This window comes from Microcoleus sp. MON1_C5, assembly GCF_036701875.1.
In the GTDB taxonomy this organism is placed as follows: Bacteria; Cyanobacteriota; Cyanobacteriia; order Cyanobacteriales; family Microcoleaceae; genus Microcoleus.
In genome coordinates this window covers 26,587-47,283 of record NZ_JAUBRN010000023.1, presented here as the reverse complement: position 1 = coordinate 47,283, position 20,697 = coordinate 26,587, and the positions used below count along the sequence as shown (strand labels likewise).

Annotated in this window: 17 protein-coding genes and 1 pseudogene; 5 read left to right on the top strand and 13 right to left on the bottom strand. The window is 45.0% G+C overall.

Features of this window, described 5'->3' with window-relative positions; genetic code table 11:
* Nucleotides 1-18: 18 nt before the first annotated feature.
* The 7 genes and pseudogenes from QUA71_RS13530 to QUA71_RS13500 form a co-directional block, all read right to left on the bottom strand.
* Nucleotides 19-3,279, bottom strand: coding sequence for an FkbM family methyltransferase (locus QUA71_RS13530; RefSeq protein ID WP_333285613.1), 3,261 nt, complete (start codon nucleotides 3,277-3,279; stop codon nucleotides 19-21).
* A 117-nt stretch (nucleotides 3,280-3,396) separates the two neighbouring features.
* A complete protein-coding gene (locus QUA71_RS13525; RefSeq protein ID WP_333285612.1) occupies nucleotides 3,397-3,882 on the bottom strand; it encodes a tetratricopeptide repeat protein in 486 nt (161 codons plus the stop codon).
* A gap of 330 nt (nucleotides 3,883-4,212) precedes the next feature.
* Entirely contained in the window at nucleotides 4,213-4,824 is a 612-nt protein-coding gene (locus tag QUA71_RS13520; protein WP_333285610.1) for a Uma2 family endonuclease, read from the bottom strand.
* A gap of 115 nt (nucleotides 4,825-4,939) precedes the next feature.
* Nucleotides 4,940-5,632: pseudogene (locus QUA71_RS13515) on the bottom strand (Uma2 family endonuclease).
* Between the two features lie 243 nt (nucleotides 5,633-5,875).
* Nucleotides 5,876-7,399 carry an MlaD family protein gene (locus QUA71_RS13510; RefSeq protein WP_333285608.1) on the bottom strand — a complete coding sequence of 508 codons (1,524 nt, stop codon included), beginning with the start codon at nucleotides 7,397-7,399 and terminating at the stop codon, nucleotides 5,876-5,878.
* A 71-nt stretch (nucleotides 7,400-7,470) separates the two neighbouring features.
* Entirely contained in the window at nucleotides 7,471-7,836 is a 366-nt protein-coding gene (locus QUA71_RS13505) for a four helix bundle protein (protein ID WP_333285606.1), read from the bottom strand.
* Nucleotides 7,837-7,898: 62 nt separating this feature from the next.
* Complete coding sequence (locus QUA71_RS13500; protein WP_190660058.1) at nucleotides 7,899-8,681, bottom strand: ATP-binding cassette domain-containing protein; 783 nt, start codon at nucleotides 8,679-8,681, stop codon at nucleotides 7,899-7,901.
* Nucleotides 8,682-8,845: 164 nt separating this feature from the next.
* Here QUA71_RS13500 and QUA71_RS13495 point away from each other — a divergent pair, with 164 nt between their 5' ends.
* Entirely contained in the window at nucleotides 8,846-10,246 is a 1,401-nt protein-coding gene (locus QUA71_RS13495) for a gluconeogenesis factor YvcK family protein (RefSeq protein ID WP_190660056.1), read from the top strand.
* Nucleotides 10,247-10,366: 120 nt separating this feature from the next.
* Nucleotides 10,367-10,816 (top strand): tRNA (adenosine(37)-N6)-threonylcarbamoyltransferase complex ATPase subunit type 1 TsaE, encoded by a 450-nt coding sequence (gene tsaE, locus QUA71_RS13490; RefSeq protein WP_333285603.1) that lies wholly within the window; start codon nucleotides 10,367-10,369, stop codon nucleotides 10,814-10,816.
* A gap of 61 nt (nucleotides 10,817-10,877) precedes the next feature.
* Here tsaE and QUA71_RS13485 read toward each other — a convergent pair whose 3' ends face one another.
* The 3 genes from QUA71_RS13485 to QUA71_RS13475 form a co-directional block, all read right to left on the bottom strand.
* Entirely contained in the window at nucleotides 10,878-11,216 is a 339-nt protein-coding gene (locus QUA71_RS13485; protein WP_006633191.1) for a DUF5615 family PIN-like protein, read from the bottom strand.
* 3 nt (nucleotides 11,217-11,219) lie between these two features.
* Complete coding sequence (locus tag QUA71_RS13480) at nucleotides 11,220-11,546, bottom strand: DUF433 domain-containing protein (protein ID WP_190660053.1); 327 nt, start codon at nucleotides 11,544-11,546, stop codon at nucleotides 11,220-11,222.
* 61 nt (nucleotides 11,547-11,607) lie between these two features.
* A complete protein-coding gene (locus tag QUA71_RS13475; RefSeq protein ID WP_333285601.1) occupies nucleotides 11,608-12,930 on the bottom strand; it encodes a dihydroorotase in 1,323 nt (440 codons plus the stop codon).
* A gap of 89 nt (nucleotides 12,931-13,019) precedes the next feature.
* Between QUA71_RS13475 and lepB the strand changes: the two genes are divergently transcribed.
* A complete protein-coding gene (gene lepB / locus QUA71_RS13470) occupies nucleotides 13,020-13,628 on the top strand; it encodes a signal peptidase I (protein ID WP_190660049.1) in 609 nt (202 codons plus the stop codon).
* A 107-nt stretch (nucleotides 13,629-13,735) separates the two neighbouring features.
* On the opposite strand, the gene QUA71_RS13465 is transcribed toward lepB, so the two are convergent.
* Nucleotides 13,736-15,259: a peptide ligase PGM1-related protein gene (locus QUA71_RS13465; protein WP_333285599.1), complete on the bottom strand. Its 1,524-nt coding sequence runs from the start codon at nucleotides 15,257-15,259 to the stop codon at nucleotides 13,736-13,738.
* 268 nt (nucleotides 15,260-15,527) lie between these two features.
* Nucleotides 15,528-17,141: a glycosyltransferase family 39 protein gene (locus tag QUA71_RS13460; protein ID WP_333285597.1), complete on the bottom strand. Its 1,614-nt coding sequence runs from the start codon at nucleotides 17,139-17,141 to the stop codon at nucleotides 15,528-15,530.
* Between the two features lie 318 nt (nucleotides 17,142-17,459).
* On the opposite strand from QUA71_RS13460, the gene recA reads away from it, so the two are divergent.
* A complete protein-coding gene (gene recA, locus QUA71_RS13455) occupies nucleotides 17,460-18,587 on the top strand; it encodes a recombinase RecA (protein ID WP_199292592.1) in 1,128 nt (375 codons plus the stop codon).
* A gap of 292 nt (nucleotides 18,588-18,879) precedes the next feature.
* Here the strand turns inward: recA and QUA71_RS13450 are convergent, their stop codons facing one another.
* The gene (locus QUA71_RS13450; RefSeq protein ID WP_333285595.1) at nucleotides 18,880-19,599 is read right to left on the bottom strand and encodes a hypothetical protein; all 720 of its coding nucleotides are present in this window, start codon (nucleotides 19,597-19,599) and stop codon (nucleotides 18,880-18,882) included.
* Nucleotides 19,600-20,216: 617 nt separating this feature from the next.
* Between QUA71_RS13450 and QUA71_RS13445 the strand changes: the two genes are divergently transcribed.
* The gene (locus tag QUA71_RS13445; RefSeq protein ID WP_333285593.1) at nucleotides 20,217-20,690 is read left to right on the top strand and encodes a Coq4 family protein; all 474 of its coding nucleotides are present in this window, start codon (nucleotides 20,217-20,219) and stop codon (nucleotides 20,688-20,690) included.
* Nucleotides 20,691-20,697 lie beyond the last annotated feature (7 nt).

Below are 20,697 nucleotides of genomic sequence, written 5' to 3'. Positions count from 1 at the left end.
CCCGCTTAAACTTAGTTTTTATAATTTGATATTGGCGAAGTTTTCTATTTTACAATGCGGTAAGTTACCTGCTTTGTGTGCCATCTGTTTATTTTCTTGCTCTAATACAATGCGAGCGCGGAGACTGGACCAAAGAATTTCCCATTGTATTTCGCTCATCTGTCCGATTAAGGTAATTTCCGGCACCTCGCCAACATCTAAATCCTCTTCCAGCAGCAAAGTCATGGTAACATTGCACAAAATAAGGTTAGCATCCTCTTCATCAATCTCGCTACTGTCTATCAGTAGAGTGATGCGATCGCGATCGCGATGAGCCAAAACAGCTTTGATGACTCCTGACAACTCCCCAGAGAGAGACTCTTCTGGCTGATGCCAATTTGGGAAAATGATTAAATTAACTTCTCTGAGGTTTAATTTCTGGATCGTTTCTTCAATCAAGTCAAGATTAATTGTTTTCGCAGTTGTTATTAATTCGGGGTTAATTTCGTTAGTAGAGCTGATAACGTTGACATTCCGCAAAATTGGTTCGCTATTCCACGGATCGAAAGGAATGAGTTTTTGGGCAGACAAGTGCGGACGAAAGAAAAATTTGCCTTTTTCGTTGAGCATACAAGCTGCAAAGGAAAATGAGCTATTTGAAATTGCTACAATATCGCACTGGCTCAATAAATAAAAATCTGGATAAAATTCTGCTTCCGGTAACTCCCAACCTAAATCTTTGGTCGTGATGGGATTATACTCCTCAAAATCAGTTAAAACTTTTTCCGGTTCATCGCTGGCAATAAATAGTATTGGTTCATCCAGAGTTTCCCACAAACCTTTTAGCCATTCTCTGTACCATTCGCTCGGTGCTATGAAGAAATCGCTGTAGCCGTAGTCTCCCCGCCGCAAATGCAAACCGACGATTGTTTTGCCACGCGATCGCCAACAATCCAAGGCCTCCTTCATTTTAGTTTCTATTGTCGGCACCGGTTTGAACAGAGACCGAAAATACTCCTTGTGCGCTGCATAATACTTTGTATGGTACTGAAAGTAACCCCAAAAATTTACATTTTTGAATGTTTCTTTTGCATTAGGTATGCGAGCTTCTAAAAGGTTATTAGTTTCTTCGCTAACTACAGGTAACTCCTGAGAAATTGGCTGATCCTTGCAACCAAAGAGAGCCTGACCAATCCAGGCTGGTGTCTCTACTCTCAAGTTATGTTCTTTTGCGTATATTGTCAAGAAAGCATACTGAAATATTTGATTGGCAAACCGCCCGTTTCTACCCAGGGTGGACATTGTGACTGCGGGCTTTTTCACATAAAACGCATCGCCCCAAGATGGATGGAACGGTGTTGTCGTTGCTACGCGATCGAAACCGCACATCTCCAGAAAATCATCGATTTCGTCAATTAAAGCGCAGCCTTCATACAGTTCTTCATAATTAACTTCCGTGTTTATTGCTTCTATGTGTCTGAGAACGTTGGTTGCTCCCTGCAAAGCCAACAACTCTGCACCTTGAATGTCAATGTTTAATATATTAAAATCGGCTGGGTTAATTTGAAGTTCTTCTAGAAGTGTATCCAGAGTTCTCGACTCCACAACTACACGCTCAACTTCCTTGATTTCTGGATAAAACTTTTGATGCTCCTTCAATGGTAATATCGAACTGCTTTGATCCATAGAAGTTACATACAATGTGCTTGTGCCGTTGATGTTGCTAATTGCACAATTCACCGCTAGCACGTGAGGAAAACCCGCTATATTCGTTTTCAAACGTTCAAACACAGCAGGGTTGGCTTCAACAAACAGTACCCTTTGCACTCCCATTTCTCGGTATCTTGCAATTTCCTTGCCTTCGTGTGCCCCAATGTGAATAATGCCGCGCGGTGCAACAGAATGTTTTCCGCAAAGCTGCTGCAAATCGAGCAGATTTGGTGCTTCACTAAAAATCAAAGCTGTGAACCTCTCGTTCACTGCTAAAAAGTTGCTATACTCGTAATTCTCATATTCTGGTAAAAACTCGGGTAAGGGTTGTAAAGCATTGGGCAGTATTTTAAACATTGTATAACGAAATTTTTGTAAATGCTCGAATACTTGTTTTAATGTGATGTTGGCATCAACAAATGTTCCGCCATACTCAAACTGAATATAATCTACTTGGCCTTTTTGCAAGAGGTTAGTTGCTCCGTGAAGAACTTCTAATTCGCCGCCTTCTGTATCAATTTTTAAGAAATTAATTCGCTTTATAGCCCTTGTTTGGACATAATCATCAAGAGTAGCTGTTAAAACCTGAAATGGCTTAGGTGAATGAATATTATACTGTTTTTCGATTTCAAATCGGCGGTGAAATGTACTCCACCCTGATAATTTCTCGTAATAATAAAATTCCCTGATTTCCTGTTGGTGTGCTATTGCCAAGTTGTTTAACACGAGTTGACCTGTTTTAATCGGTTCAGCCAGGTTTTGTAGAAGTGTTTGATATATTGGCGGTGCTGGCTCAAACAAATGGATTTGAACGTCGGGGCATATGTTTAATACTTGATTTGTCCAGCTACCTATGTTTGCACCAATATCGAAAACCACATTACCGGAAGCAATAAAATTTTCTATAATCTTTAATTCATAGTTATTGATAGACTCTACCTGATTAATATTATTAGCAGACACCCCTGTGCTTCGATGATTTTGTTCCTGTTTCCCGCTGCCTGTATTTCCTAAAGTTGCGAGCAAATCTTGGCAATACTGAACAATTACTTCTTTTGCCAGCGCCGGAACAGCAATAATAACATCATCAATAATTACAATATGCCTGCTGTTTTTTCCTGAATTCAACAAATTTAATACTGCGCTAATATCCGGCCAGTGTGGAGGTGAATGGGGCGGCGGTGGAGGAGATAAAAACAATCGGGCATCATCAATAAAAATAAAGTGTTCGCAGTCGGCTCGGTTAATTATTTCGATTTCTGCGAGTAAGGGACACTCATCGATTTCTCCATAGGTTTGCCCTCCGCTCCAATGAGCGTCAAGCCAGAATAAACTTGGGTTCTCAAGTTTTGATACTGTATTGTCAAGAATGTTTCTAGTATCACCGTACAGAAATTCTATGTTTTTGATATGACCGTATTTTTGGGTAACTTTATGATAAATATCTTGAGAATACTCTATTGTAAAAACTTGTTCAAATACTTGACTAGCCCAGTAGGCTGTATTGCCTTGATAAGTTCCTGTTTCAATAAAATTATTAATCCCGTAAGCTTCTTTTAGTTGGGAGATGATTTCTCTTGGTGGCCCCATGCGTACTATGCCCATATTCAATCCTTTTGTGATACTAAGTCGGGTATTTTAATTAGGAAGCTGCATTTAATTTAAGGATTTTCAATCTATCTTACTAAAAAATTGACCGCTCGCCTACTACTTCCCCTTAGCCTGCTCCAACAGCGCCTTATAATCCGCCCTGTCAGGATTTAGCTTCACCAACTTCTCCAAAGGCTCGATCGCCCCTTTCCCATTATTCATCTGCAACCGCACATTTGCCAACCCCTCCAGAGCCGTATGGTTCTGCGGTTCCCGCTGCAAAACCGTTTCATATCCCCGTTCCTGCGCCACCAGCAAAGATTCCTGGGAAACTGTCGCAGTCGCCTGCTTTTGTTGGTGCTGGCTGCTCAAACCGCTGCTGAACAGACTGAAAATACCAAAAATCGCAGAACCACCAAATGAAACCATTGATACTAACGCAAAAATCTGCTTAATTCGATCGCTCCGATTAACCCGACTATCACTAGATTTTTTCTGTGTGCTTTCCATTGCTAACTCTTGGCGTCGCTGTTTTCCAGGCACTCGCAAAGCACCTATCTCTAGAATGCCCAAGTTCGATCGCAAAACGATCGCCTCCGCCATTTAAAATTTAAGACCACTTCTCGCCCACCCCACAAAACCTGAGATTTGTCAAGGAGAGTTAGGTAACAATAACACGCGGGCGATTGAGATCGGTGAAGCGCGATCGCACCCTTACTTTTTAGCCGTTACTCTCAGGCAATTCGCCAAACCGATCTCGGTAACGCGCTAACAAAGAATCGAGTTCAGCAGCACGCTGGCGTTCCGCTTCTAGTGCTGAGGGTAATTCATCAGGAAGCCGTAATTTTTATCCATTATCTTTCCGAGCAAAAACAATGAGTTTTCCATTTATTTATAAACGCCGTTGCAGCACTTCACTGCGACTTTTAGTAATTAATTGATAGCTATGTTCCTGTTGGTAGTATTGAGATCCATCGCCCTTTTGAATTCCTTAATTGCCTCAACATGACTCGGCATATTAACACACCTGACGAGTAAACCAATATCGAGTTCTGGGAGCAATTGCGAACTCGCAATCTCTTCGTATGCTTGCTGTCTGAGAGCATACAGAGACAGTCGGCTGTTTTCCCAAAACCCGACTTCAGGGATTTGCAGCCGTTTGTAAGCCTCTAGCTTATCAATTCCACCGCTAGTGACGGCTACTTCGATCGCTAAATCTGGACGTTCTCTATCAGCAGCCAATTCGTAAGACTTGTCTGCTTCACACTTCACCAGTCGCGATTCATTTTCTAATGCCAGAGACTCCGTAGCGGTGAAATCGATTCCTGCCGGCATCATGTAAGTTTCTACCAACGCACCGATACGTCCCTTGGCTGTTTCGTGTTTTCTTCCAGGCCTTTTCTGAATCTCCAGTATTTCATCTAAAAATAACAGCCGAACCCCTGGAATATCGAGCATCGGTTCTAAGGTTTTGAATTGTTCCCAAGTTAACCCTGGAAATAGCAACGGCCGATCTAATTTCTCTTCTAATGTTGTTGCAGTCATGCCTGACGCTCCTTAATTGTGGTTATTTTTAATCTAAAACGCCCTTGCTGACTCGATTGTGCAATCAAAATGGGATTGGATTAAGGCCCGAAAGGTCGATCGACATCCCACACCTTCAAATGCCATCAGGATCGATACCCTGACTTCTTAAGTATGCCATTAGTCGATCGGCCCTCTGGCGTTCCTCTTCGGCCCTCTGGCGTTCCTGTTCCACCCGTTCGGCACCCCACAGCAGCAAATTGCCATTCTCATCCCACCAGCGCAACCAAAAACCCGTTATCTGAGATTTTTCACCTTCCCAAACCCCCAGAAATAAACCCATTGATTCTATCCAGAATCGCTGATTAGCATCCGGTTATTGCAGTTCGTATTCTCCCGAGTTCGAGAGTCTGTACACTTCCAATACTCCCGATTTAGGTTCAAAAATTACATTAATTGGTACTGGCAAAATTAGCTCGTAAAACCGCCATTTTCTGTAAGGATATGTCTGTTTATTTGAATATTCACTACCGTCAGTATCCGATAAAAATTCCATCACTACTGCGGGTACTTCTCCCTCAGCATTGGGCGTATAACTGCGGCGAACTTCTCCGGGTTCTGCTGGCAATACCGAGGGAACGTAGACCCAATCTGGGGCTTTTACTACTGTTTTGTCGTTGACTTTGGCACACAGTCCAAAATTGGAAGCTATTAGCATTGAAGCTAGGATAAATCATGCGAGATCCAAGGCTTCTCGCAGGGCGGCGGCTAAAACTGGTTGGTCGATGTTTTCTAGAGGATTGTCTGGTAATTTAAAGTCATCTGGCAATTTTTCCCAAGTTACAGTATACTGTTATTTGGTTTCAGCCGATTTCGATAATGTTTGCGTCAGTGGTTTTTATTGTTGAAATTGAAATAGTTTTTTGTTAATAGCATTGGCACAATAACTTTAATGGCGGAGTGTGCAGGGCGCACCTTACTAACTAGCTGTAATCGGGGTGTGAAGTGCGCCCCTTACTAACTAGAGTAAGTCGCGATTTTTGCCAGGGTAGTTATTCAATGATACCCTGTTTTAAGGGGTATTTTCGGGAGCAAATCGTTCGGCTGACCTGGCAGTTTGAGAAGGTATAACAGGCAATTTTTGCTGTTTGTTCAAGCTGGGGAATCCAGGCTCTACTGATTGATTTTTGGCAGGGGTACTCGCATTTACTTTCTCAGAAAGGGGAGCTAATGTTTGAGTCACTTTAACTTGGTGTCGTAGTTGTTCTGTCGAACCCAATAAGCCTCCCAATCCGTTGAACAACCTGCGAATGTTGTTGCGGAAAGCCGGATCTCCTGTCAAATCATCCACGTCGGAAGTAATTTTCTGCACGTTCTGAAATGTAGCTCGTGCAGAATCTAGAGTTTGCTGCAATAATAGCAAAGTGGCGGGATTGTTTACCTGGCTGGATAAATCTCGCAAACTACTAGAAGCTTGGGCAGCATTCGCTGATAAAACTTCTAAATTGTTCAGCAATTGTCCTTGGTTGATTCGATTAATTGTCGGGTTCAAACTGCTGACAGCTACCTGCAGTTCCTGACTGCTTTGATTGATGTTATTCAGAGTTGAGACTAAACTGGCGCGGTTGGTTGTTACTAAAGAATTGACTTGGTTTGCTGTTAATGTAATTTGATTGGCTGCTTGAGTTACTGAATTAGCAGAATTTATCGCAGCGGCAGATACAGCTTTTGTGGAAGTGTCCGCCGTAGATGCTACTTTAGAAACATCAGCGGCGACTGCTGATATTTCCGTCGTGAGCGATTGATTTAAGGTGCTTGCTTCCCCCTTTAATGATTGATTTAAACTGCGGGCTTCCCCCTTTAATGATTGATTTAAACTGCGGGCTTCCCCCTTTAATGATTGATTTAAACTTGCTATTTCGGTTTTTACAGATTGATTTAAGCTGCCAATGTCTCCCCTTACAGATTGATTTAAAGTTTTTATTTCCGCTTGGGCAGTTTTAGTTAAAGTCGATAAATCTTGAGTTAGTTTAGCTGCACCTTTAGCGGTGTTGGCTGTATTCTCGGCAAGAGATTTAATATTGTTAAACAGCGCGGGGTCAGTGTAGAAGTTAGCTAGGCGAACTGTGGACCGAATAAGTTCGTCGATAGTGACTCCAGCTTGACCTTTTAAGCGCGAATTGTTGCAGATAATCTCAGGGGGACAGTCGGCACTAACGGGATTGGCGGTAAGTAACGATTCTGGCAAAATCGAGTTGGGGGTAATGTCGATCGACGATTCGCCAATTAAACCGGATTTATTCGCTTCGATCGTAACATCCCGGGGAATCACTAAAGTACCGGGGGCAATCTCCAGCGTCACGTCTACGCCGTTGGAACCCGGTTGGAGGGCGGTAATTTTACCGACTGCAACCCCACGATACCTGATGGGCGTGCCTATTTGCATTCCTTGGGCGCTGCCAAATTCTACGGCGAATTTGTAGCTGCGGTTCCCTAGCTGCACGCCCCGCAGCCACAGCACTAAGCCGCCAAATAAACCGATTCCTACTAAAATTAAGAGCCCGACAGAACCTTCTCTTACAGTTCGCGATCGCATATTACCTCCTTAGTCATTGGTCATTAGTTATGGGTTATTAGTTATGGGTTATTAGTCATTGAGCATCATTTTTAGGGGATGACCCGATAGATTGTAGGTATGAGTTTAATTGAGTGGGCTAAGTCATTAATGATTGCTGTGAATGTATTTACTTGTTGAACGTTTAAAAGGTTTCGAGTGTAAGCTCGTCTCAACCAGTGTTGACTTTCATATAAAGAACCTCTAGCTATCTTGACAAAGCGTCTGTTGTCTTGATAAGTGCCTCGTCCCACTCCTTCTGCTATGTTAGCACCGATGCTATCGGCTGAACGGACAATTTGTTGGCCGAGCGTATCTTTGGCAAATGGCTCCCAAGTCTTAACAGTTTGCCAAATTTCATCTGCTAGTCGTTCTGATAATTTATAAACTCGCAATTTCTGAATTTTTTTTGTTGCCATATTACCCTCGACATTAATGACTGCTGACTAATGGCTCATGAAAATTGACTAATAACAATTGACTATCCAAGCGCTGGAATTGGCCCAGTAACACTGCCGCTAAAAAATTGTCTGATCAGTAAATTATCTGTCGATGCAATGTCATTGACAGTTCCCTCCCACTGCACTTTGCCTCGATAGAGAAACACGATGCGATCGGCAGTGCGGCGGATGGTACTGTCTTGGTGAGTGACGATCGCATAAGTGCTGCAAACACCGTTAGCCGCCTGCAACTCACGGATTAAATCTTCAATTACCGTCGAAGCGATCGGATCTAAACCCGCCGTCGGTTCGTCGTACAGCAAAACCTCTGGATTATCCCTGTCATTATCAGGATTCGCCATGATAGCGCGGGCAAAACTTACCCGCTTCCTCATTCCCCCAGACAACTGCGCCGGATAGCGTTCGCCAATTCGCGGCAAACCCACCATCTCCAACTTTTCCTCCACCAATTCCCGAATGCGGCGGCGCGGCAGCTTAGAATGCTGGTAAAGTAAAAAACCGACATTCTCCTCCACCGTCAGCGAATCAAACAAAGCCGCTTGCTGAAAAACCATCCCAATTCCGATCGGATCTGCCACGTCGTCCACCCATCCGACCCTGCGCTGTCCCTGAACAAAAACCTCACCGGCATCCGGGGCCAACAAACCCGCAATTATCCGCAGAATCGTAGATTTCCCCGTCCCGGAAGGGCCAATAATTGCCAGGGCCTCTCCCCGATAAATCCTCAGATCGACTCGATCGAGGATCGGGTTCTGGCCGAAGGACTTACTTACCCCCTTGAGTTCGATTAGTGGCTCTGCCATAGGATGTTATCAATAAGTTGTGAGTCCTCAGTCATCAGTCTACCTAATGACTCATGACTCATGACTAATCACTAATTACTTAAATTGACTGCCAGAATCAAAACTCTCTTGTATTGTAAATTTGTCCGGTCGAGCTGTTCCAATACCCTTAAGACTAATTAACCATGTCAATTAGTTCACTTCCTAAAGCCCTCCGCGTCTTGGCTAAAGCCAAGCAGGTTTTTGCCCAATCCAGAAATCCTTACCCCCCTTCTTTGCGGAACGGGCGAGTTCACCAGTGGTTTAAGTGGTTAGCCCCCGGACTGTTAGTGAAACGGTGGCTGCTGATTAGTGCTAGCGGCGTGGTACTTGCCACTTTGGGTTTAGCGATTTGGACTGGGATGACTCCCATTTTCTTCTTATTGCAATTGTTGAGAAATTTTTTGGCGTGGATTGCGGAAGTTATTCCCAATTACGTGTCGGGGCCGATCATCATTGCTGGCGGGATTTTGTTAATTCTGTGGGGTCAAACTCGCAGTTTGAACTCTATTACTCAAGTGCTGATGCCCGAAGGGAATGAGGAATTGGTCGATCGACTCCTCAACCACCGCCGCTTGCACCGCGGCCCGAAAATTGTGGCACTTGGGGGTGGTACGGGCCTTTCTAATTTGCTCAGGGGATTGAAGGATTACAGCGCCAAAATCACTGCTATTGTCACGGTGGCGGATGATGGCGGGTCTTCCGGGCGGCTGCGGCGGGAAATTGGGGTATTGCCGCCGGGGGACATTCGCAATTGTTTGGCTGCTTTGGCAGATGAGGAAAAGTTATTGACTGAGTTATTTCAATATCGTTTCCGGGCTGGTGACGGTTTGGTGGGTCACAGTTTTGGGAATTTGTTTTTGACGGCGATGAGCGATATTGCTGGAGATTTGGAACAGGCGATCGCGGCGAGTTCTAAAGTTTTAGCAGTGAGGGGAGAGGTGCTGCCGGCTACTCTGAGCGATGTTTCTTTGTGGGCAGAACTCGCTGACGGCCGCAGGATTGAGGGGGAGTCCAGCATTACAAAAGCTAACGGGCAAATCCTCAAAATAGGCTGTAATCCTGCTAATCCTCCGGCATTACCTAGGGCTGTGGAAGGTCTTCGGGAAGCGGATTTTATTATTATTGGGCCGGGGAGTCTTTATACGAGTGTCATTCCGAATTTGTTGGTGCCGGAAATTGCTGATGCGATCGCCAACAGCGAAGTTCCGCGAATTTATGTGTGCAATATTATGACTCAGCCGGGGGAAACTGACGGATACAGTGTTGCAGACCACATTCGGGCGATCGACCGCGCTTGCGGCCGGCCGCTGTTCGATGCTGTAGTAGTTCAAGGAAAAGTCCCTTCTGCAAAGGCTTTGATCCGCTATTCTCAGGAGAATTCTTATCCGGTTGTCCTCGATCGAGAAGCCGTGACGCAATTGGGGCGACGAGTTGTCATCGCCAATGTCATGGATGAAGATGAAAATACGGGTTTAATTCGCCACAATTCGCAAAGGTTGGCGGGGATGTTGCTGCGTTGGTACGGCCGCGCGCAGAACATTTAAGCTGCTGACTGTTAACTGTTGACTGTTGACTGTTGACTAATATTATTGGTTATTGGTTATTGGCCGCCGCCAGCGAGTAACAAATAACAAATAACAAATGACTAATGACTAATTATTGAAATGAAAACTTTGCTTCCCGATTCTGAGGCTACGCGCAAGTTTGGTGTTGCGTTAGGTCGATCGCTCCCCGCCGGCACTGTAATCTTATTACAAGGAGATTTAGGTGCGGGCAAAACTACCTTGGTTCAAGGCATCGCTGAAGGTTTAGGAATCTCAGACTCGATCGAAAGTCCTACTTTCACGCTGATTAACGAGTATTTTGGAGGGCGAATTCCGCTGTATCATCTAGATTTGTATCGACTGGAACCCCAAGAAGTGGAGGCTTTGCACTTAGAAAGTTATTGGGACGGGTTAGAAATGGATTTGGGAATTGTGGCGATCGAATGGGCGGAAAGATTGCAGTACCAACCAGAAAATTATTTGCAAATTTCTTTAAGTTATCTCGATAACGGGCGGCAAGCTGAAGTGATTGGTAATGGCGAGTTATTGGATTGGCAATGGGAAAATTGAGCGAGTGCGATTCCCTACCCTTCGGGAACCCCTGCGGGAAGATAGCTTCGCTCGCGCGTACTTACTGCGGACGGTTGACACGAATTAATTTGCCTCTCAAACTTTCTTCACCAGCAATAGCATCATTGATGCGTATTGCCAACATTTCTACATTCCGATTTTTGGTACAAACAATAATACCAGAGTGGTCTGGCTGTCGGTTGTGCAGTCCGATAAAATCAAACCGATTTAATGTCAAAACAGCTCTATCTTTGCTTATAGCAAATGCTAGCACCTCTGGATCGGGAATCCCAAGTCCTGCTTTTCCTGCTTCCTGAACAGTCAGGATATTGTGACCAAAAGCGCGCAGCAATTGCACAACGGGCAAAGGAAATTGTTCGTCTGCATACAAATTCAGCATGACTCAGGCTTCCTCATTCTTGCAGATTGCTTCTTCGATTTCCTCCAGATGTGCATCAGCATAAGTCCAAACATTGACTAGATCGGCAGCGCTTAGATGGGGATAAAATTGTAGAAGTTCAGAATCGCTTGAACCTTCACGGCGAAAACTTTCAAGCAGCCAAACTGGGATGCGAGTTTTGGCAATGCAAGCATCGCCACCACACACGTCGGGAGTTTTGGTAATTCCTGGCCAGCTATTACTTAAACTTTGGGTTAAAAGCCGGATGGCTTCAGCTTTCTCAGTCGGAGTTAAGGCCAGGAGTTGTGTTTCTAGTTCTTGAAGAAGCATGGGTAAAATCGCCTTGGCGATGCAGGAATACCCAATTATAACACTTGAGTTAAATTCATGCTTACTCAGCGTCAAATGTCAAGGCTTCTCCCCTCACATTTGTATCCAATTTACCGTTTTCAAAAACCACTTTTCCTCCAACAACAGTCACAACTGGCCACCCAGTCAAACTCCAACCTTCAAAGGAACTCCAGCCGCACTTGCTCGCCATCTCTGCTCCGACCACCGGGCGGTAGTTCTCCAAATCAACTAAGACTAAATCGGCATCAAAACCCGGAGAAATCGCCCCTTTGTTGGGAATCTTATAAGCCTTAGCAACGGCTGCCGACATCCAATTAGCAACTTGCGCCACTGTACATCTTCCCTCTACTGCTTGCGTCAGCATCAAAGGCAAAGAAGTTTCGACTCCGGGCATTCCAGACGGCGTATTTGGATATTCTTGAGCTTTTTCTGCTAATGTGTGCGGCGCGTGATCCGTGGCGATAAAATCAATTACGCCGTCGAGTAAAGCTTGCCAAAGTATTTCGTTATCGCGGGGCTCGCGCAAAGGCGGATTCATCTGAGCTAAACTGCCAATTTTTTGATAGGCGCTGGTATTTAACAACAAATGCTGCGGGGTCACTTCTGCTGTCACCCAACTCGGTTTTTCCTGGCGCAAAAGCTCAGCTTCATCCCCCGTTGAAAGGTGCAGAATGTGCAGACGCCGCTGATATTTATTAGAAAGTTTTACTGCTAGTTGAGTTGCCAATAAAGCTGCTTGATTGTCTTGAATTTGCGAGTGCACGGCAACATCGGAAATCCCGGCAAATTCCTGACGCCTCTGATTGATTCTAGCTTGGTCTTCTGCGTGCACGGCAATTAGTCGATCGCCCTTGGCAAAAATCGCCTCTAAAGTTGCTTCTCCATCCACCAAAAGCTGCCCGTGCATCGAACCCATAAACACCTTAATTCCCGGAGTCGGATTCGCAGTCAACAAATCCGGCAAATTCTCGGGCGTTGCACCAATAAAAAAGCCGTAGTTCACCAAACACTTCTCGGCAGCGCGACTTAGTTTATCATCTAAGGCAGCTTGGGTTGTGGTCAGAGGTCGCGTATTCGGCATTTCCAGAAACGATGTCACGCCGCCTTTAGCGCAAGCACAGCTAGCGGTAAATAAGTCTTCCTTGTGTTCTAAACCCGGTTCCCGGAAGTGTACCTGGGGATCAATTACTCCGGGTAACAGAGTTAAGCCTTTGGCATCTATTTCTCGATCGCCCGATTCGACAATTTCCGCAGCAACCTTGACAATTTGGCGATCGCAGATTTGCACATCTCCTACCAAAAACTCACCATTGGGCAAAAGAATGCGAGCGCGACGGATTAACAAACTTGATTTGGGAGTCATAAGATACCATTAATTGAGTAAACAGCGTGCTAGCATGGAAGCATTATTAAGTTTATAATTCGTATCCAGCTCAGTCACTACAATACCCTATGACTCGTCTAGACAAGTCAGCCGACGAAAAACCCCCGCAAGACACCGAAAATCCTTGGATCGAAGGAATTAAGACGATCGGCTTAGCAGCATTTTTGGCCTTTGGTATCCGTACTCTGGTTGCCGAAGCACGCTACATTCCCACCGGCTCAATGCTCCCAACCTTACAAATTAACGATCGATTAATTATAGATAAGGTCAGCTATCGATTCCAAGAGCCCCAGCGAGGAGATATTATCGTATTTATGCCTCCCGATCCGGCTAGTTTGTGCACGGGACAGCCGCCACCGATCAAAGATGCCTATATCAAGCGAGTGATCGGACTGCCGGGGGACAATGTGGAAGTCAAAGAGGGAAAAGTTTTTATTAACAAGCAGCCGCTACAGGAAAAATATATTGAAGAAATTCCGCAGTATCCCTACGGGCCTGTAGTTGTAGCTCCAAATTCTTACTTGGTGCTCGGCGACAACCGCAACGCAAGCTGTGACAGCCATTATTGGGGCTTTGTACCCAAGCAAAATATCATCGGTAGGGCAATTGTCCGTTTTTGGCCACTCAACCGCACAGGTTCGATCGACCCCACGCCCCTTTATCCCGCTAAAAATTAGCTACAACCTTCAGTAGGGTGCGCTAGGCGCACCTTACTACTACAGATTAATGAACGTCAAAATTTAAAACTGGCTTAACTTGCGATCGTGCTGCAATTCCAGCAGATTTAGTACGACGTTTCGCGATCGAGAACTTTCACCACTTTGTTATACATCTCCTCAGCTTCTTGCTGCGAATTTCCGATACTCGTCAAGCCCAATTTGCCAAACTCCGACAAACAACCCATTAAATGAAACACACTGCCCGTCTCTGTACCGCTGTCAAAGTGCAGTTGATTGTCAGCAATAATATCCATCAAATCGTTCGGTAATAATCCCCGATATCGCTCTTTTTTCAAATTGTCCGAAGCGACATAATATTTCGGACGGCCCTGCTGGCTGTAAAATAACCCGGTAGTACGATCGTACCGACCGTTTGTTAACAGCTTCAAAGCCATAAACGGATGAGTTGTGCCTCCTTTTCGTAAGTTAATTTCTATTGCTTGAAGATCCCATTTCCCATCGGATTGCTTTACAGCGAGAAAATCTACTCCAAATCTCTCTAAAGCCCCTTTTTTAGCTAAGTTTTTCCCCACTTTCCATCCCAATTCTTGCAACGCCAGCCGGTAAGATTCGTCCGCAGGAAATCGGCAACCCAAGAAAATTTGGCCGTCTGGGCCTCCTAAAATCTGGTCGTGAGTGGAGAGGATTTCTACTTCGCCGCTGGGAATAATTCTGCCTTGAACACTGGGCGAGAACTTTTCTTCTCCTTCGATAAATGCTTCGGCAATTGCCCCTAATTCGGGAATGCGGCTGCTAAAATTTTCCCAGGTTTCGCCTGTGGATTGAAAGCGCAAATTATGGAAGCAATCCCCAATTGCCTTCGCTCTTTCTTGAGGCGCTTTACTTGCCAGGGAACGCAGATCTAGAATTGCATTTCCTTCCCCCGAGAAACCTTCATTTAACTTAATTACCATCCGCTGCAAATCCGGCTGCCGTTCCCACAATTGAGCGGCAGCTTCTGCTAAATCTTCCGCATTCCAAACCAACTCGGAACCGTCAGGATAAGGCACGCCACATTCTTGGAAAATTTGCCTGCTGCCGCTTTTTGTTCCCCAGTATAACAGATCGGGATCGCTGGCCCACAAAGGAATCCCCAATTTAACAGATAACTCGCGTTCTAAGGGCGTCGAGTTATAACAAACCATATAAGATTTTGTCGGCCGTACTGCTTGACGAATGCGCTCCATCAAGCGGGGGCGATCTAAAATTTTCTGGGTGAGGGATTTGGCAGAAGCATCGTAAGCACTGAACAGCAAAAGCCGATCGCGCGCGTGAGAAAACGGAATTCCCGGCAGCAATTGCAGGTAATAATCCACAATCATCGGGTGCAAGGGCTCCGAGGTAATGTAAATTAAGCGCGTGCGGGGATTTCGCAGGCGAATTAATGAAAATAAATGTCGCTCTTCGTAGTGGTAAGCACCCTCAATTTTCCGCATTTCTTGCTGATCTAAGCTGACAGAAGGAATGATAATAATGTCACAATCTCCGCTGTCGAATTCTTCTATCGCTCGCCAACGTTCGCGTAATTCGGTCTGAAGATTGCGAAACTTCTGCGTTGATTCGGAAGATGAATTATTTAACTCTTGCATTGCGTTTTATCCTAAGTATTCAAATAATTATTGCTGATTATGTCGGGTGTGTCAGCCCCCATAGTGGAGACAACTAAAACAGTTTTTTCTGACCCCGCCCAAAAACCGATACTGTGCCACCTACTCCTGTCGTGAATCTCCAAAAATTTTAGACCCAAGTTTAATCTCCCAGATTCATCTGTGGAATAAATCTAAAATCTAAAATCTAAAATCTAAAATCGACTGACGCACCCTACCGGGGACGAGCTTCCATTTCTGTCAATCTGCTCTAAGAAGCTCGCCGCGCTCGAAAAAGTCTGGCATACTGCAAAATTGGCTCTAAGCGGCGTTGATTTTGCTTGAGTGCCGAGCGCAATTTTTCCGAAGGGCGGAACACCAGGGGAGCCGAATATTTGTTCAGCATTTCCATATCTGGCGACTGGCTCAGCAGCATCAGCCTCACTTCTTTGTCGAGCAAATAACTCAAAGAAAGCAAATCTCCCATGTTAGTAAAATCGTTGCCGCGATCGCTAATTACAATTGTATCTTTAATGGATCGATTAGCTATCACCTCTTTGTTAATAATTTTCGCAACTTCAGCATTAAAATAGCTCAAGTCTTTGCTCCACCAAGTATCAGAAAAAGCGCTAACTGTACAGGAGGCTACACTTGCTGTAAATACCAAGGCTAAAATGACTTGCCACAACCGCTGCTGAGTTTTCACGTTACTCGCGAGCAAGTAAGCAACTGCTAGCTGCACTCCCGGAAAGCAGGAAATCAGATAGCGGCTGACGGCGGAACGTTTGCCACCTAGAATTAGATCCGGTAATGCCAGTATCAAAAAAGGTACCAAAATAGATGTTACAATAAACAGCCAAGTAGAAGTGCTAACCCTGCGACAGATTGTGTAAAAAGCTGCCGCAATTAATAGCAAAAATGGCAATCTCAGCAGATAAGTCCAAATATTATCCCCGAAGTCAAAGTCAAAAAATAAGGCTGTAAAGCTGAGTGTCCACAATTTGACAAGATACAGCCAACCCGGAGATAGTCGCGTCCAATCTGTCGTAGCTGATGCTCGTTCCAGGTTTGTCGCCAGCAGGTAAATCCAGGGGATATACAATATTAAAGCTGCTGTTACTGCTAAGAAAAATTGGGAATTAGTTACGTGACCTGGCAATTTTGTTTTTTTGACAAACAACCAGTAAGAAATTATAAAAACTCCGTGTCCAATGAGTGTTAAACTGAAGAAAGGGTGAGTGTAGAAACCAAAGGCGATCGCCAGCGAGTAAAATACCCAATCTTGCCAACCCCGCAACCGCACTGCTCTTAGCAGCAGCCAACTGCTGCCAATAACTGTCGCTGTCAGCAAACTGTACTGCCTTGCTGTCTGAGCAAACAATATATCAAAGGGAGATAAAGCCAAAAGTGCTGTTGCTAATAACGCAGCCAAATTCGAGGCGAAAAGTTCCTGAGCTAAAGCGTACATCAAAGGCAGCGACAGCAAACTCAATAGTGCTGGCAAACTGCGGGATGCTGTTAGAGAACTGCCAAATTCCTGCATCCACCAACGAGCCATGAGAAAGTATAAAGGCGGATGCTGCGGGTCTTCTAGTGCTAAAGAACGAATTGTGTCTGCTTCTGTACTTCCCGGTTTAATCTGCTGATATTTTTGCAATTCTGGTGCGGGAACAATCCGGTTTTGGAATAGTTCGTCGTCAATTTCTTGGCGGGTGAAACCAGCGGCGCGGATTGATGTGTAAGCTTCGTCGTGCCAGTACAGTTTGCGATCGATCTCAAAAAACCGAAATCCGATACCAAGTAAAATGCCGATCGCCAATAAGTTCATCAGCCAGCGGGAATTTTTGGTATTAACAGATGTGTCTTGATGTGTTGTAGATCCCATGCTTGTCCTAATTGTGGCGATTCCCTCCGGGATAGCTACGCTTCACGGAATTTGGAACTGTAGCCCATCTTAAACCTCACTCCCAGAGCGATCGATACCAACTACATCCCCCAACAGACAATAATTCTACCCTCTGCCGGATGCCGAATATCTTCTCGATTAGAGCCTTCTGAAAGCTGGCTCAAGCTCAACCACCCCCAAAATCAAGAATCTTCAGCCAGATCCTCCCAGAACCTCCAGACCCCAAAAATAACTGCTAACATACGTGTTGTACAGTTAATCAACAAGCTCCGCAAGGGGTCTACCCGCGTACCGCAAATGGCAAAATCAAAAGAAACGTCTATAAAAACTTCCACTGAAAACTCAGAAAAGCAAAAAGCTCTAACTTCCGTACTCTCCCAAATCGAGCGCAGCTTTGGCAAAGGGGCGATCGTCCGATTGGGAGACTCCACTCGCATGAGGGTAGAAACCATTCCCACCGGAGCCCTGACACTGGACATTGCTTTGGGCGGCGGTTTGCCAAAAGGCCGAGTCATTGAAATTTACGGCCCGGAAAGTTCCGGTAAAACCACTCTGGCCCTCCACGCGATCTCCGAAGTCCAAAAATCCGGGGGTATCGCAGCCTTCGTCGATGCCGAACACGCCCTCGATCCCACCTACGCCTCAGCTTTAGGCGTCGATATTGAAAATCTCTTAGTTTCCCAGCCGGATACCGGCGAAATGGCCCTAGAAATAGTCGATCAACTCGTGCGTTCCGTCGCCGTCGATATCGTAGTAATTGACTCCGTAGCCGCCCTCGTCCCCCGCGCCGAAATCGAAGGCGACATGGGCGACTCCCACATGGGTTTGCAAGCGCGCTTGATGAGCCAAGCTTTGCGGAAAATCACCGGCAACATCGGCAAATCCGGCTGTACCGTCATTTTCCTCAACCAATTGCGGCAGAAAATCGGCGTAACTTACGGCAACCCCGAAACCACAACCGGCGGTAACGCACTCAAATTCTACGCCAGCGTGCGGCTCGACATTCGCCGCATTCAAAGCTTGAAAAAAGGTACAGAAGAATACGGCAACCGCACTAAAGTTAAAGTTGCTAAAAATAAAGTTGCTCCGCCTTTCCGTATTGCCGAATTTGACATTGTATTTGGCAAAGGCATTTCTACTTTAGGCTGTCTGACTGACTTGGCCGATGAAATGGGAGTAATTACTAAGAAAGGTTCTTGGTACAGCTACAAGGGCGACAACATTGCTCAAGGACGCGACAACGTAATTCGGCACATGGAGGAAAATACCGAATTTAAAAATGAGATCGAGAAGTTAGTGCGGGAAAAACTTGATACGGGAGCTGTGGTTTCTGCTAATTCTGTCGCTCCGGTCGATCTTGATGTTGATGATGAGGATGAGGATATTGATGACGTTCAGGATGTAGAAGAGTTGGAAGAAGTCTAACTTTTGTAGTGATTTAGCGATTAGTCATTAGTGATTAGTCATTAGTAAAAGTAGGTTGGTTGAACGTAGAGAAACCCAACCTACTTTTGTGCTTTTGTCCTCAAAGATATGCAGGTTATACCATTTTAGATTTGGGAATTACTTACTGGGAGCCTCTCATATTTGTAAAAACACTTCTTCTGGCTCCTTCCTTCTTCCTTCTGACTCTTTCCTCCTGGCTCCTAGCTCCTGGCTCCTAGCTCCAATTTTTAGCTTGGCTGCTTTCATTGAGATGCTCCCTACTTACTATCACTTATTCAGGCATAGAAACGGGCTGAACGTATTGAGAATTAGCGCGCACATAACAGCCTTGTCTTGTCTGCAACCAGGGTTGACCGTTCGCCACCGTAATCGCATTTACTCCCCTGAGTTCAGCAGCAATTGTATCTCTATCAGCGCGGTAAACTTGTTGAATTGCTCCGTTTGGCGTCTTGCGGCAGTTTAGTTGTCCATCTCGCGACGTGACTCGCCAAGCAGGCCAAGTTGCAGAACCAGCAGTTTCAGTCAACCAAGTATTAGAATTGCTAGAAGTATAGTCGCCACTTGCATTAGGAAGCGGTAAAGATTCGACTAAATTTACTTTAAATGTCTGGCCAGTAGAAGGACAATTTTCTCCTCCTTTCACCTTCCAAGTAACTTCGGCTCCCAATTGGCTGCTCCTTCCAACTTGACGCCTAACAATGGTAATATCCCCAGAACAAACAATTTTTCGGCCAGGGCCGGTCGTACTGTCTTTGAAAGTCCCATTGTAATAGTAAGAGCCTGCTGCTCCTTCGGAACGGGTAATTTGAATGTTGCCCAAAAAATTCCGATTGCCTACTTTGGTCAAGTAAAAACCTCTGGGATTGTTCCCTTTTTCGGACAGGTTTAAAGTAGTTTTACCGTTAGGGTTAACATAAGTCGTAGCGCTAGCAGCACCGCACCAAATTAATGACAGAACTCCTGTGGACAACAAAATGTAAAGTTTTTTCACAGCAACTCCTTGTATGATATGAATCTCTACTTTATTTATAGCTGTTGGTGAAAATACTTGCCCAGTCGCTCACATGAGTGTCACTCATTTGAGCGACATTCTAACGACATACGGGCAATCCCCCATGATTGCCACTACAAATTCGGCAACCACAGGGGATTGGGACTACTGCGTAATTCCTAAAAATCAACTCTGCATAACTTCACCTTGCTTCAGCTCCCTTCAACTCTCTTCACTGGTATGCACCTGCATCACGAGGCCTGCAAGCTTCAACTTCTGACTCATTGCAGGTTCCAATAATTATCGGCAGAATAAATTTATATACGTAAGTAAAGGGGTTCCAGTCACCGCTAAATACTGGGGATTTTACTTATACTTCCCGGTGGGTCAAGTTGCGATTAGAAAAACTAAGGAGATTTTTACAGGTAGCAGATTTCACATCTAAAAATGTTTGTAAAGAAATGTAAAAGCTCCTGATAGCCGATTGGTTTGACAGAAAGTACAATTTTTAAGCTGAGTCGGTAAAAAAAGTCGTCTTGATTCAGCGCAAAAATGAACTTGACAAACACAAATTAATTGGCTCGAAACTTAAATCATTTTTGAAGGGAGAATAAATTATGGGTGACGGTCAATTAGAAGTTATATTAAAGATGGCTCAAACAATTAATCCTCAAATTGAGAGCGATCGACATTTGGAAATAGACTTGGCAAAATTGCGCCAACTGCCAACAGGAACATTAGGGTGCGAAGTGGCGCGATTTCTAGACGAACAAGGCTTTGAGCCGATCGCATCGGGAGACTGGATTCAGCGAAACCACGACGTTTGGCACGTGCTGACGGGTCTTTCAGCTTCAACAGAAGATGAATTGGTACTTCAAGCGTTTACTCGCGCTCAAGTATTTCGTCCTTCCTGTGCGATTTTAGTGTTAGTTGGACTGATCGGCGGCAAATGCGCGATCGGACAAATTATCAAAGGCTTAAAATACGGAAAATTAGCCACTCGGTTAATTGACTGGGACGTTGCATCTGATTGGGAAACTCCTTTATCTCAAGTTCGAGAGAAACTCAGAATTCTACCCTTAATTGATTAGATTTTCA